Origin of the sequence: Pedobacter sp. UYP1 (assembly GCF_040547305.1) — a bacterium.
Taxonomy (GTDB): domain Bacteria; phylum Bacteroidota; class Bacteroidia; order Sphingobacteriales; family Sphingobacteriaceae; genus Pedobacter.
In genome coordinates this window covers 195375-209574 of record NZ_JBEPPL010000004.1, presented here as the reverse complement: position 1 = coordinate 209574, position 14200 = coordinate 195375, and the positions used below count along the sequence as shown (strand labels likewise).

14 protein-coding genes are annotated in these 14200 nt (G+C 37.9%); 6 read left to right on the top strand and 8 right to left on the bottom strand.

The features are described from left to right. Window positions 1–178 precede the first annotated feature (178 nt). From rnr to ABIB30_RS11020, 3 genes are read left to right on the top strand one after another with little or no spacing between them, the layout of a single operon-like run. Window positions 179–2311, top strand: coding sequence for a ribonuclease R (rnr, locus tag ABIB30_RS11030; RefSeq protein ID WP_354301952.1), 2133 nt, complete (start codon window positions 179–181; stop codon window positions 2309–2311). A 7-nt stretch (window positions 2312–2318) separates the two neighbouring features. Then, window positions 2319–3485: a carboxypeptidase-like regulatory domain-containing protein gene (locus tag ABIB30_RS11025; RefSeq protein ID WP_354301950.1), complete on the top strand. Its 1167-nt coding sequence runs from the start codon at window positions 2319–2321 to the stop codon at window positions 3483–3485. Then, complete coding sequence (locus ABIB30_RS11020) at window positions 3485–4453, top strand: polyprenyl synthetase family protein (protein ID WP_354301948.1); 969 nt, start codon at window positions 3485–3487, stop codon at window positions 4451–4453. Before ABIB30_RS11025 ends, ABIB30_RS11020 begins: the two co-directional genes overlap by 1 nt. Window positions 4454–4467: 14 nt before the next feature. Here the strand turns inward: ABIB30_RS11020 and ABIB30_RS11015 are convergent, their stop codons facing one another. Next, entirely contained in the window at window positions 4468–5433 is a 966-nt protein-coding gene (locus ABIB30_RS11015) for an ATP-binding response regulator (RefSeq protein WP_354301946.1), read from the bottom strand. A 191-nt stretch (window positions 5434–5624) separates the two neighbouring features. On the opposite strand from ABIB30_RS11015, the gene ABIB30_RS11010 reads away from it, so the two are divergent. Further along, window positions 5625–5981, top strand: coding sequence for a helix-turn-helix domain-containing protein (locus tag ABIB30_RS11010; RefSeq protein WP_354301944.1), 357 nt, complete (start codon window positions 5625–5627; stop codon window positions 5979–5981). A gap of 66 nt (window positions 5982–6047) precedes the next feature. On the opposite strand, the gene rpmA is transcribed toward ABIB30_RS11010, so the two are convergent. From rpmA to ABIB30_RS10990, 4 genes are all read right to left on the bottom strand, one after another. Beyond that, window positions 6048–6437, bottom strand: coding sequence for a 50S ribosomal protein L27 (gene rpmA / locus ABIB30_RS11005; protein ID WP_354301942.1), 390 nt, complete (start codon window positions 6435–6437; stop codon window positions 6048–6050). Window positions 6438–6496: 59 nt separating this feature from the next. Then, window positions 6497–6808: a 50S ribosomal protein L21 gene (rplU, locus tag ABIB30_RS11000; RefSeq protein WP_111631821.1), complete on the bottom strand. Its 312-nt coding sequence runs from the start codon at window positions 6806–6808 to the stop codon at window positions 6497–6499. 82 nt (window positions 6809–6890) lie between these two features. After that, complete coding sequence (locus ABIB30_RS10995; RefSeq protein WP_354301939.1) at window positions 6891–7406, bottom strand: hypothetical protein; 516 nt, start codon at window positions 7404–7406, stop codon at window positions 6891–6893. Window positions 7407–7445: 39 nt separating this feature from the next. Continuing rightward, complete coding sequence (locus ABIB30_RS10990; RefSeq protein ID WP_354301937.1) at window positions 7446–8831, bottom strand: dicarboxylate/amino acid:cation symporter; 1386 nt, start codon at window positions 8829–8831, stop codon at window positions 7446–7448. A gap of 172 nt (window positions 8832–9003) precedes the next feature. On the opposite strand from ABIB30_RS10990, the gene ABIB30_RS10985 reads away from it, so the two are divergent. Next, on the top strand, window positions 9004–9501 hold the full coding sequence (locus ABIB30_RS10985) for an RNA polymerase sigma factor (RefSeq protein ID WP_068401403.1): 498 nt from the start codon (window positions 9004–9006) through the stop codon (window positions 9499–9501). Then, a complete protein-coding gene (locus ABIB30_RS10980; protein ID WP_354301935.1) occupies window positions 9488–10087 on the top strand; it encodes a hypothetical protein in 600 nt (199 codons plus the stop codon). Before ABIB30_RS10985 ends, ABIB30_RS10980 begins: the two co-directional genes overlap by 14 nt. Before the next feature lie 22 nt (window positions 10088–10109). Here the strand turns inward: ABIB30_RS10980 and ABIB30_RS10975 are convergent, their stop codons facing one another. From ABIB30_RS10975 to ABIB30_RS10965, 3 genes are all read right to left on the bottom strand, one after another. Beyond that, on the bottom strand, window positions 10110–10733 hold the full coding sequence (locus ABIB30_RS10975) for a hypothetical protein (protein ID WP_354301933.1): 624 nt from the start codon (window positions 10731–10733) through the stop codon (window positions 10110–10112). Between the two features lie 120 nt (window positions 10734–10853). Next, window positions 10854–12740 carry a beta-N-acetylhexosaminidase gene (locus ABIB30_RS10970; protein ID WP_354301931.1) on the bottom strand — a complete coding sequence of 629 codons (1887 nt, stop codon included), beginning with the start codon at window positions 12738–12740 and terminating at the stop codon, window positions 10854–10856. Between the two features lie 36 nt (window positions 12741–12776). Further along, on the bottom strand, window positions 12777–14195 hold the full coding sequence (locus ABIB30_RS10965) for a glycoside hydrolase family 125 protein (protein WP_354301929.1): 1419 nt from the start codon (window positions 14193–14195) through the stop codon (window positions 12777–12779). Between the last annotated feature and the right edge of the window lie 5 nt (window positions 14196–14200).

Below are 14200 nucleotides of genomic sequence, written 5' to 3'. Positions count from 1 at the left end.
TTTCTTACTGCTCTTTTAATATCCCTGACCAGAATTTGGATCACCGCTAAAGCTCCGGTAAAAATTGCAATTATACAAATTCCTGATATGCTTTAAGGCCTTTAATATTGGATTTATAGGCCTTAAGGCTTCATAAATCATTTCAAAGTGTTACCTTCGGAATATTGACAAATATACTATGGCAAAAAAGAAATCTTCTCAAATAAAACTCGTCTTAACTCAGTTAATCAGTGATGTTTTAGAGAATAGCAATAATGAAGCCTTGAATTACAAACAGGTTTCAGCCAAACTCAACATAAAAGATGAAGAAGCAAGGGAAACCATTTTGGAGATCCTGAAAGAACAAGCACAAAAAGGGGTCTTTTCAGAACCCGAAAAAGGAAAGTTCAAGCTTAAAGATTTAAAGACCTTTATCACCGGAAAAGTAGATATGACTGCCGATGGCGCAGCTTTTATCATTCCGGATGATGAGTTTGAAAAAGACGTGTTCGTCTCGGCCCGTAAACTGCATAATGCACTTAACGGCGATAAAGTAAAAGTTTATATCTACGCTAAAAAAAGAGGTAGAAAAAATGAAGGTGAGGTCGTTGAAATTATACAACGCCTGAAAACTGATTTTATAGGTGTAATTAAAATATCTGACCGTTTTGCATTCGTCACCATCGACGATAAGAAAATGCTGCATGATATTTTTGTACCGCTTAGTGACCTTGATGGTGCTAAAAACGGACAAAAAGTACAGGTCGCAATTACTGACTGGCCGGAAGGTGCAAAAAATCCAATTGGAAAAATCATCAATATTCTGGGTACTCAAGGAGAGAATAACACAGAAATGAATGCAATCCTTGCGCAATATGGTTTTCCTTTATCTTTCCCTCCTGAAGTAGAGAAAGAAGCCAATGAAATTCCAGAAGCGATTACGGAAGAGGAGTTGAAAAATCGCCGTGACTTCCGCGATACGGTAACTTTTACCATTGATCCCGCTGATGCAAAAGATTTTGATGATGCGATATCCTTCAAAAAATTACCAAACGGCAATTATGAAGTTGGGGTACACATTGCCGATGTTTCGCATTATGTACAACCTAAAACGTATTTAGATAAAGAAGCTTATTCGAGAGCGACTTCAGTTTACCTGGTAGACCGGGTAATCCCTATGCTTCCTGAAAGACTAAGTAATGGTGTTTGTTCGCTTCGCCCTAATGAAGATAAACTCTGCTTTGCAGCTGTTTTTGAATTAGATGAGGCAGCTAACGTAGTGGAGGAATGGTTCGGAAGAACTGTAATTCACTCCGACAGACGTTTCAGTTATGAAGAAGCTCAGGAAGTGATAGAAAATAATGAAGGCGACTATGCAGTGGAAATCCTGAAGCTGAATGAGCTTGCTTATATTTTAAGAGACAGGAAGTTTAAAAATGGTGCAATAAGTTTTGAAAGTACTGAAGTAAAATTCAGACTGGATGAAAAAGGAAAACCAGTTGGTGTTTACGTTAAAGAACGTAAAGATGCCCATAAACTGATTGAAGACTTTATGTTGCTGGCCAATAAAAAAGTAGCTGAATTTATTGCTAAAAAAGGCAAAGGAAAGGCTAAATATACTTTTGTATACCGTTCTCATGATTCTCCAAACCTGGAAAACCTGGGTAACTTTGCTTTATTTGCTGCTCGTTTTGGTTACAAAATCAACATGAAATCAGATAAGGATATTGCAAAATCACTGAATTTCCTGATGGAAGATGTGGAAGGCAAAAAAGAACAGAATGTATTAACACAACTGGCTATCCGTTCGATGGCCAAAGCAGTATACACGACTAAAAAAACCAGCCATTACGGATTGGCTTTTGATCACTATACCCACTTCACCTCTCCTATCCGCCGTTACCCTGATGTGATGGTTCATCGCCTGCTGGCTGCCTATCTTAACGGAGAGCGCTCTGCAAATGAGGATGAATATGAAACTGCAGCTTCTCACTCTTCTGCAATGGAAAAACGTGCTGCAGATGCGGAACGTGCTTCTATTAAATACAAGCAGGTAGAATATCTGGAAGAAAATGTAGGTAAACTCTTTATGGGCATTATTTCTGGCGTAACCGAATGGGGAATGTATGTAGAGCTGATCGAAAACAAGTGTGAGGGAATGATCAGACTGAAAGATATAGCTGATGATTTTTATGTACTGGACGAGAAAAACTATTGCATAGTAGGTCAGCGCAAAAAAAAGAAATATCAATTAGGTGATGAAGTCAAAGTGAAGGTAAAAAGAGTTGATCTTTCTAAACGTCAGATTGACTTTTCACTGGTACAGGATTAAAAAGAACATGTATAAATCAGGCGCTGTTCTTTTCTTGCTGCTCTTATTTTCTTCTGTATGCGTTTTGGCGCAACAAAGAATTTCAGGTGTTATAGTAGAAAAAAACACAGGTAATCCTGTTGTTTTTGCTACCGTACAGGTAAAAAATCAAAAAAGTACTTTAACTAATGGGAGCGGTGAGTTTGAACTTACCGTAACCTCATTACCGGTTACTTTATTGATAACTCACCTGAACTATGCCGGTGGCAGCTTTGAGGTCAAAACTACTGATGCGCAATTGAAAATAGAGCTTGAGCCGCAGGTAATGACTTTAAAGGAGGTGTCTGTCGGAAATCCGGCAATTGCAATTATGCAGGATGCAACTAATAAAGCGCTGAAAACTTATAATAAATCCAATTTTGGCAAAGCCTTCCTCAGACAAATTGCCTATGAAGCCAACGAGCCAATCTATCTGAATGAGATCTGGATGGATGCAGAATGGAAGCCTTATGGACTGATTGGCTGGCATCCTACAGAAGCACGTCATCTGCAGGGTAAAAAAGGAATATCCTATACCAATACGAGTTTCGTTACTTTTGTCTTGTCTGGCTACCTGGCAAATTCTTTCCACAAAAAACCACTTTTAAAAAGGGTAGATTCCCTTTATACTTTTAAACTCGCAGGCACTTATCTGCAAGATGGAGAAGAAATCGCGAAGATTATATGCACACCTAAACGTGCATTGAAGGAGAAAAGATTTGAGGGTGCTTATTATGTGAACACTGTTACTAATAATGTCCTTAAAATTGAAGGCGTAATTAAAGGTATGTTCTTTAAGAGCAATGGCCCGGTCAGTATCAAGAACAAGGAAACAGAATTTATAGCACAGTACAGGTTGAACAAACAAGGAGACAACGTTTTGGATTATGCTGTTTTCAACTCTACGAACAGGCTAAAGATGTTAGGTCTCGGTGTTCAGGATACAGACCTTTATTCTACCTTGTACATGATGGATGATGCACATGTAAACCAAAATATCCTGGAAGAAGTAAGTTCAACAATCAACGATAGTAACCTGGTTAAAGCCATGACTTACAATGAAGACTTCTGGAAGAAAAATCCAGGAATCAAAAGAACAGCGAAGGAACAGGCAGCAATAGAAATTTTAGAAAAAAACACCACATTAAGAAAATAATGCATACCATTTTTGAGTTACAACAACTAATTGAAACAGCGATCAAAAAGGTCGAATATCCGGCAATTCCCTCCAAACTATACGAGCCTATAAGTTATATTATGCGTCTTGGCGGTAAAAGGATCAGACCGGTATTGCTTTTGCTTTCCAGTGAATTGTTTAATACTGATGCCAATGAAGCTATAGAAGCAGCATTGGCGATTGAAACTTTCCATAATTTTACGCTGATCCATGATGATATTATGGACAATGCACCTTTACGAAGAGGACAGGACACCGTTCACATTAAATGGGGCGTAAATAATGCAATCCTTAGTGGAGATGTGATGATGGTCGAGGCCAACAAACATTTGACAAATCTGGATACCAGTATCCTTAAAAATGCTTTGCATTGTTTTAATACCACTGCACAAGGAGTTTGTGAAGGTCAGCAACTCGATATGGAGTTCGAGCAGCGAAATGACGTCAGTATTTTGGAATATATCAATATGATCCGTTTAAAGACAGCAGTATTGGTAGGTGGAGCAATGAAACTTGGGGCAATTGTAGGTGGTGCAAGTGACGACGATGCGGAACACCTTTATAATTTTGGGGAGAATTTCGGAATTGCTTTTCAGCTACAGGACGATATCCTTGACGTTTATGGCGATCCGGTTAAATTCGGCAAACAGGTTGGCGGTGATATTATCTCCAATAAGCAAACGTTTCTTTTGCTTAAGTTAAAAGAATTAGTGAAGGATAGTGATCTTGTTTTGCTGGAATCACAATATTCCAATATAGATTACCCTGCAAAAATTGAATCCATTACAAACCTGTATAACCAATACAACATCAGAGAACTTGCAGTTACTGAAATGAAACGCAGTCTTGATTTAGCTTTTACAGCATTAGAAAAAGTTAGTATTGAGGCAGTCAGAAAGAATGAACTTATTCAGCTTGCCAAATCACTTCTTGACAGAGAAAACTAATCTTTAATAAGAGGTTAATTGTCTACCAGGTGTTTAATTTTTTCATAGGTTAAGGGTTTCGTCAGGAAATCCTTAACTGATCTGTAGGACTGCGCTCTTGTGCGTTCTGCGGGATCAATTGTAGAAGAGATGATAACTACGTCTACCTCTGGCTTTTGTTCTTCCAGGAGCCTTAAAAAGGTCCAGCCATCAATCTCAGGCATATTCAGGTCAAGCAAAATTAAATCAGGTTTATTTTCCTTCAGATAGTCAAGCGCACTTATTGAACTTCCAAACTGTACTACTCTTTTATTCTTGTTGTGTTTTGTAATGATCATATGATGCAGTTTATTGGTTAGCGAGTCATCATCGATCAGCATGATATGTTTGGAGTCTATCCTGGTAGATTCTGCGATGAAATCATCAGCTTCATGTTCTTTATTGATCAGCCTGTTCAGCATTTTGATAATATCATCCAGCTTTTCGGCCTGGAAGTTAATATCTTTTAATAATTCTTTGATCTTGCTTGTATCAAATGATTCCATATCCGGAAAATTCATCAGACTGGATAAACTTAAGATATTTGTGATCGGAGCACGGAGATCATGTGAAGCCAGGTGTGAATATTCATCCAGCAATTTCATCTGATTGGATTTCCTGTTGCTGTCAATAATGGTACAGGCCACCTGCGGATTGCCAGGATCAGTAAAAACAGGAGTCAATACGATCTGCAGCAATACATCATCCATATCTTTAACCTTTAACCGCTTTTCTATACTGAAAACCTTCCCTTCAAAGCACTCTGCAACAAGTTTAGAGAACGTCCGTTCATATTTTTGTGAAATGATTTCCACAAAAGATTCCCCAATAGTGGGATTTTTGGCTAAAAAATACCCTATTTTTTCTATGGAATGAATATTGAAAAAAGTAATGTGATTTTTTTTATTAAAAAGAAAATAAGAGTTATCGGTATAACAATCACAGTAAGCACTAAGCTTCATAGTTGATTTCCTTTAGTATGACACAAATACAAGCACTCATTTAATTTTTTTTTAACATATAACAACCTACTTTAAAACTCGAAATCTTCCTATAAAGATAACCAAATTATACTCGTGGATGTAATGGTTCGATAATTGTCTTTTTTACACCAATAGAATAAAGTCACAAACCAACAAAAAAAATATTATTTATGCAAGAAATTCTATCAAAGAAAATATTAGGGAAGAGGATTAAGTCATTAAGACTAGAAAGAGCTTATGCTCAGGTTGATGTAGCAAATTTATTGAATTTATCCAGGAGCAATTATTCTCAAATTGAGCTTGGCAACCAATACCCCACATTTCATACACTTTGTGCCCTTTCAAGGCACTATAAGAAGAGTTATGAATGGCTTTTACACGGAGAAGAGAACAATGAACCACAAGCTGTATTTCCTGTAGCAGGACTGATGAATGAACTGGAGGCAACGCTTAAAAATTTCTCTTTGTGTTTAGAAAAACTGGAAAACGAACTGCAAAGTATTAAGATAAAAATTGACGTATCTTAAAAATAAGGGTCAATAAAAAAGCCGCAACGAATACGTTGCGGCTTTTTTATGCTAATGTTTTAAAGATTATTCTGCCGGAGCAGCGTCAGCTTTAGCAGCTTTTTTAGCTGGTGCTTTTTTAGCTGGTGCTTCAGCTACCGGAGCAGCAGCTTCTTCTACTTTTTTAGTAGCAGCAGCTTTTTCAACAACTTCGCTAATTACACTTGCAGGTAAGATAGAAACGTAAGATTTGTTATCTTGTTTCTTTCTGAAAACTACAGTACCAGCAACAAGAGCGAATAAAGTATGGTCTTTACCAATACCTACGCCTTTATCAGGATGGTGTTTAGTTCCGCGTTGACGTACTAAGATGTTTCCTGCAATTGCTTCCTGACCACCAAAAATTTTGATACCTAAGCGTTTACTATGAGACTCACGTCCGTTTCTCGAACTACCGGCTCCTTTTTTATGTGCCATTTTGTTTTATATTTTATCAACTAACAGTGTAAAACTGATAATTTTTGTTTAACAACTAATTATAAACTGATACCAGAGATCTGGATTTTTGTGAAATACTGGCGGTGGCCATTTTTCTTTTTGTAACCTTTTCTACGTTTCTTTTTGAAAACGATTACTTTATCGCCTTTTAAATGAGACACGATTTTAGCTGAAACGATAGCTCCTGATAATAAAGGGGCACCAACAGAGATCTTACCTCCGTCTTCAACCAACAATACATTGTCAAATTCAATACTAGCGCCTTCATCTCCTTGCAAACGGTGTACAAAAAGGTGCTGGTCTTTTGCAACTTTGAATTGCTGTCCTGCTATATTTACTATTGCGTACATTGTTAAATAATTAGTATTTTAAATTGTTTATTTTTTTATCGAGGTGCAAATATAGAATATATATTTATAAATTCATAATGATTTACTTTTTCTTACCATATCTTTCTTCTGCATCGTTGATACTCTGCTCCAAAAGGGTCTTCATTTGCTTGGCTACATCTCTTAATTTGGCGATGTCGTTATAATCTGTAACAAAAATCACCTTTTTAGTTTTACGTTTATAGTTAAACTGCATCACATAACGCAGTACTTTAGATTTATTAAGGTCAGTCTCTGCATTGGCAATGACATCCGGAAAATTCCAGAAGCCAAGCTCACTTGCCTTATTATGGATATAAATGATATCATTCTCCCTTAATTTCACATTGGTTTTGATCAGTGAGTCTTTGGCATTCAGGTATTGATAGTCACCTGTAGCAGAATCATAAGAATTCACCAGGTCATTACCTGCTCCCCATTTGAACTGGAAAGAGACGAATTCATCAGATCTGAAAGGTGCATTTTTAATAATAGGCATATAATAAAACACACAGTAGGCCAGAAATGGAACTACAATAGTGAGCAGTAGAAATAATTTTTTCGCGTTGGTACTCATCATTTTTAATCTATATTAATTGGTCTTGCATTCTTAACTTATCTAATCCAGAGGCTCTGTAAGCTCTCCCTCCCACTTGCTGACCACAGCTGTTGCCAGACTATTACCAATTACATTAGTCGCTGACCTGCCCATATCCAGCAAAGGATCAATACCGATCAATAAGGCCAGTCCTGCTTCAGGAATATTAAAAGTTGCAATTGTACCTGCAATGACTACTAATGAAGCTCTCGGAACACCTGCAATACCTTTACTGGTCAGCATCAGGATCAGCAGCATAGTAATCTGCTGTTGAAACGACAAATGAATCCCGTAAGACTGTGCAATAAATAAGGACGCAAAGGTCATATATAACATTGAACCATCCAAATTAAAGGAGTACCCTAATGGTAATACGAAACTCACAATTTTATCTTTACAGCCAAAGCGCTCCAGCTGCAACATCGTTTTCGGATAAGCCGCTTCACTACTTGCTGTACTAAAAGCAACAATTACCGGCTCTTTCATCCTGTTCATCAGGTTAAATACTCTTCCTTTGAGAATAAGATAACCAATCATAATCAGTACCAGCCACAACAGCAGCATCGTGGAATAGAATTCTCCAATAAATAAAGCATAAGTAGAAAGGACACTTAAACCCTGCTTCGCAATAATCGCTGCCATCGCACCAAATACCGCAAAAGGGGCAAAATTCATCACGTATCCGGTTACTTTTAAGATTACATGCGCAACTGAATCGAAAAATTCAATGATAATTTTACCTTTTTCACCAATAGCAGCAGTTGCAACACCAAAGAACAAGGAGAAAGCCACAATCTGAAGGATTTCATTGGTTGCCATCGCTTCAGTCATACTTTTAGGAATGATGTGCGCAATAAAGTCTTTCATGGACAAAGCCACTTTATGAATTCCTGTATCTTCATGACTGCTTGGAAGTGGCAAATTCATCGCCTCACCAGGTCTGAATATATTTACCATGATCAATCCCAGGAATAATGATAATAAGGAAGCACTCATAAACCAAAGCATGGTTTTACCACCGATTCTTCCTACCGCTTTAATGTCCCCTACTTTAGCTACCCCAACTACCAGTGTGGTAAAAACCAGCGGAGCTACAATCATTTTAATTAATCTTAGAAAAATATCACTTAATAAAGTAAGTGGTTCCAGCTTTTTCTCTCTTTCAGTTTCGTTATCTCTTCTTATTTTAACGTGCTCTGCTCTTTGTGTCTTCAGTTGCAAGTACTGTACAGATGCTGTATCAGTTCTCTCACCCATCTTTATATCTAAAGTTTTAATTTGAGCATCTGCGTTGGTAATCTTATTGTTATAGGTATCAAATGAGTTTACATTTAATACATATCCTAAGATAACTCCTAGTACCAGTGCTAAAAATATAAAGAATGTTAATCTGTTGTTTTTTGACATTATATTTGGTTGAGTGTTTTTTCCGAGCGTAAAACTACAATAATAAACTTATTTTCAGAATCGGGTACTCCGTTTTTGTAGTATTGTGGAAATGTTATATTGCATTTAAAAACATTTTAGCCTTGTAACAATTTACTATTAACAGTGTCAAACAACAAAAATAACGACTCAATTGGATCAGAAAGACATCTTATTTAAGCAAATCTTCGATACTAACTCCAAGAAAATATTCCATTTGTGCTATGGCTATACAGGTGATGCTGAGTCTGCAAATGATCTGTTACAGGAGACTTTCCTTAAGGTTTGGCAAAATCTTGATAAATTCAGACAGAAATCACTAATTTCGACCTGGATTTACCGGATCGCAGTAAACACCTGTCTTACTTATCTCCGTTCGGAGAAAAGACAGGCAAAAGACGAGCTAACGGAAAATATTATTGAGAACAGAGTAGAAGAGTTCTCTGAAAAAAATGAGCAGGTGGCTCTTTTATATAAATCAATATCCAAATTAGAAGAAAACGACCGTTTAATTATTACTATGGTTCTTGATGAGCTTCCTTATCATGAGATAGCCGACATTTCAGGAATCAGCGAAGGAAATCTCAGGGTTAAGATTCACCGTATTAAACAAAAACTCACCGAATTATACAATCATCATGCAAGAATTTGAACATATACAGTCTCTTTGGCAATCTCATTCTGTGGAGGTAAAAATCACTTCAGAAGAGATGCTCGATCAGGCAAAAAAAGAGGTGAATTCCATTCGTACCAAATCACTCTTTAATATCGGAGGAATGGTTATTTCATTTCTCGCGATCAGCTCCTTACTGGTTTACTTTGATTTCAGCTCCTGGGCTACGTTCTTAGGAATCGGAATTATCGTACTGGCAGTAGCGATCTATACAATTTTATTATACAGAGAACACCGGTTAATTTCACGGAACGATTTCACGGAACATCCGGGAGCATTTCTGAAAAAACTTCATGAATACCAGCTGAGCCGTTTCAATTTGTACAATAAACTCTACTGGTTTTATGCTGCAGCAGTGTCAGTTGGTTTCATTCTTTTCTTCTTTGAAACGCTGAACCATCTGAATACCTGGATACAAATCGCAATCGTACTATTTACAGTGATCTGGATGGGCTTCTGTGCAACTATCCTGCGTAAGTCTTATATGAATAAAGAAAAAGAACGCATTGACCTTTTAATTGAGAAATTTGAAAGAATCAGCGCGCAGTTTAAAGAGTCCGTTTAAATTAGTTTAAAGAACAAGAGGATTACTCTTGTTCTTTAACTTCATCTGCAGAGAAATTGTTTCCTCTCAGGCTGTAATGCAGCATTTTTAGTGTACCATTCTTTTGTGTACTGTCAGAAGAATTAACAATTGGGAACGATCTGAACAACTCTCCGTTTTTCTGGATAAACTTATCGTCTCCACCATAAATCTTCTTCATTTTAGCACTTAAAGGCGGAAAGCTGATTTTATTAAAGCTGCCGTTATATTCATAAACGTTAAGATCTTTAACATTCTTTTTACTCAGCAATTCGATATACAATTCCGGATTACCATCATTGTCCATATCCATATTCCAGGCATCGGTAATTATACCATCGCGTTCTAAGGAGAAAGATTTATAATTATTTTTTGTTGAATCAGACATCAGGATCAGGTAACCACCAAGACTGTCTACTCCTCTCCCCCAGCTTAATATTTCAAAGTGAAGCCCTGGTTTGATCACGATATCCTTATGAAAAGGAAAAGTCCCGGCGGTATGCTTAGCCACAGTCTTCACGTCAGCTGCCGGAGAAATTTTAACTGGCTTATCTTGTTGACAAGCAAACAAAAATAACAATCCCACACAGAGTGCAGACTGCTGTAAAATATATAGTTTTCGTTTCATTTGGTTCATTTTATTTTAGCAATTTATACTAAAAAAGCGTTTTAACCAAATATAAAGCCTGTTTAAAATTCAAATGATGAATTTCAAACAGGCTTTATATTGCAAGGAATAAAAAAGAAATTACTTCGCTCCGTTATTTAAAGGGGTTTCCGAAATCACACTGCGTTTTCCTTTTGGCGTGATCACAATAGTCTTCAATAAAATTTTAGTGCCCTTAGGTACATTGACTTTTAAAGCAGAACGATACTGATTAGAAACATCGGATGGAGTGGTACCATCTAAAGTATAATAGATTTTAGCTCCCTGAACAGGCACTTTCAAATCCACAGTAACATCTTCCCCATCAATCTGTTTGTCAGACTGTCCCACCGGAACTGGAACCCAGTAATTTGTATTGGTTTTATCCAGACGGGCTAAATGTAATGGGATTCTTTCTTCAGAAAAGTTCTTGAAGTTCTTTTTGTCTAGTGGAGTCCAGGCAATTTCAGCTAAAGCGAACATTCTTGGTAAAATCATGTACTCTGCTTTCTCAGGGCTTTCAATGTATTCTGTCCATAAATTAGCCTGTACACCTTTGATGTATTTCTTTTGATCTGCCGATAAAACTTCCGGAACAGGATCATAGGCATAAGCTACCGAATAAGGTGAATTTCCACCGATATTAACAGGCTCGCCGCTTGATTTAGACTGTGCATGGTCAAAATATAAACCTTGATTTCCAGGAGTCATAATCACATCATGGTTCAGTTTTGCAGCAGCAATACCACCTTCAACACCACGCCATGACATTACTGTCGCATTTGGCGCTAATCCACCTTCTAAAATCTCATCCCATCCGATGATAGATCTTCCTTTAGAATTGATATATTTCTCTATACGCTGAATGAAATAACTTTGCAATTCATGCTCATCTTTCAACCCTTTTTCTTTAATCAACTGCTGGCAGAAAGGAGATTGTTTCCAATATTCTTTTGGACTTTCATCACCACCGATATGGATGTATTTCGAAGGAAACAGAACCATTACCTCATCTAAAACATCTTCTAAGAATTTAAAAGTATATTCAGTTGGTGCAAATACATCGTCAAAAACACCCCATTGCTGCTGTACCTGCTTACCTTTTCTTGAGCCTGCCCAAGGTGTTTTAGGATCAACAAAGGTATCTCTGTCTGGAAAACAGCTCAACTGAGGATAAGCCGCAATTGCTGCTGAACTGTGACCTGGTAATTCAATTTCAGGAATTACAGTCACAAACTTCCTTGTCGCATATGCAACCACTTCTTTCACTTCATTTTGCGTATAGAAACCTTTGTAAGGCGTGTTATCAGAAGTCACTCCAGGGTGGTGACCTACCACTGAACCGTTTCTTTCTGCTCCGACAGTCGTCAGCTTAGGATATTTTTTAATTTCTATTCTCCAGCCCTGATCTTCTGTTAAATGCCAATGGAAATTATTCAGTTTATAAGCTGCCATCAAGTCAATATACTTCTTGATGAAAGAGACAGGGAAAGTATGTCTCCCTACATCCAGGTGCATTCCTCTGTACTGGAACCTGGGATAATCTTTGATGATACTGGCAGGTACATCAATTTCCTGACCTTTTTTCTCAGGCATCATTTGCATCAGTGACTGCACACCGTAAAATAAGCCAGCGCCTTTTCCGGTAACCGTAATATTCCGGGCAGTAACCTGAAGCTCATAACCTTCAGCTGGCAATTTTTCAGCGCCAACAGAACTTAATACAATGGCGCGTTCATTGGTAGCTGCTGCTTTAGATGGTCTCAATGCGAAGCCGCCCTGACTGGCGATATAAGCATTCAAAACATCTGCTGTTGCCGCATTAGAGGTTTCATTGGAAACCAGTACCACAGTTTTGTCCAGTTTAAAAACACCGGCCTTTTTTTCTACCGATACCGGTGCAGGTATAATACCTAAGTTTTCATCCGTCTGTGCGCTAACACTCAGCGTGACACAGGCCAGAATAAGCCCTGAAATGATTTTCTTCATGATTTTGATTAAAGTTTATATTTGGTTCATTGTTGGTTAGCTCAATAAATGCGGGCGTGCTAAAAACACTTCCCATAAAAACTCGCCGAAGATTGTATTGGTCCAGGCAAACCATGGTCTTGTAAAGATTTCGGGATGATCCTTTTTAAAGGATTCATGCATAAAACCAGTACCAGCATGTGTTTTTTTCAAAGCGGCAATACATTGTTTAATCTCTTCGTCATCCGTACTGGTCAGTCCTCTGCAAATGATACTCAGCGGCCAGATCATGTCCTGCTGCTCTACATGCGGACCTCCAATTCCCTCTATATCCTTCCCTTTATAAAAATATGGATTATGTTCTGATAGCGCAAATTTCCGGGTATTCTGATAAATAGGATCTGTTACAGGCACCGCATTCAGGTAAGGAAGAGAAAGCAAGCTTGGCACATTCGAATCATCCATCAAGTTTACATTTCCAAATCCATCTACCTCAAAAGCATAGATTTTTCCATAAACCGGATGTTCAACTACTGCATATTTCTGGATTGCAGTCTCTACTTCTGTTGCCAAAGCACTTAGTTCAGCAGCAAAAGCTTCTTCTTTGAAAATTGCCCTGAACATTTCTGCCATTTGTTTCAAACTCACAACGGCGAAAAAGTTAGAAGGAATCAGGAAAGGGAAAATTGTGGCATCATCACTCGGTCTGAACATCGAACAAATCAATCCTACAGGTTTTACCGGGAAGCCGTAACCCGCCATCGGTAAGCTATCTGTTGGCTTAGCCGTATCACGTTGAAAATGATAAGGGCCTAAACCTGTTTTACGCTGCTGCTCTTTGAAAGTTTTCAGGATCGTATGGATAGATGTTTTCCATTCTTCATCAAATGGCGTAGCATCACCAGTCATTTTCCAGTAATTATAAGCCAGACGCATTGGGTAACAAAGCGAATCTATTTCCCATTTACGTTCATGAACACCAGGCTGCATATCGGTATGGTCACCTGCCCACTCACTTTTCTGTTCTCCATCCTTGTAAAATGCATTCGCATAAGGATCTTTAATTACATAATGTGCCTGGCGGTGGATAATTCCTGCAACTAACTGCTGTAGTTTTTTATCCTCTTTCATGAAAGCAAGATATGGCCAGACCTGCGCCGAACTATCTCTGAGCCACATTGCATCAATATCTCCGGTAATTACATAAGTATCAGGCTTGCCATCTTTCATTGCAAATGAAACTGTCGTATCCAGTGTATTCGGCAAACAGTTATTGAATAACCAGCCTAACTCTTTATCAGAGACCTTCTGCTGAAATTTAAGGATTGCTTTTTCTACCGCCGGGCTGCTGAATTTTCTTTTGTTCAACGGTACTCTTACATTTGGATAAGCCAACTCAAATGCGCTTAAATCCTTACTCAAAAACAAACCAGCAGTAAGCAAACTTGTACTGGTAATGAAATCTTTTCTGTTCATCTATA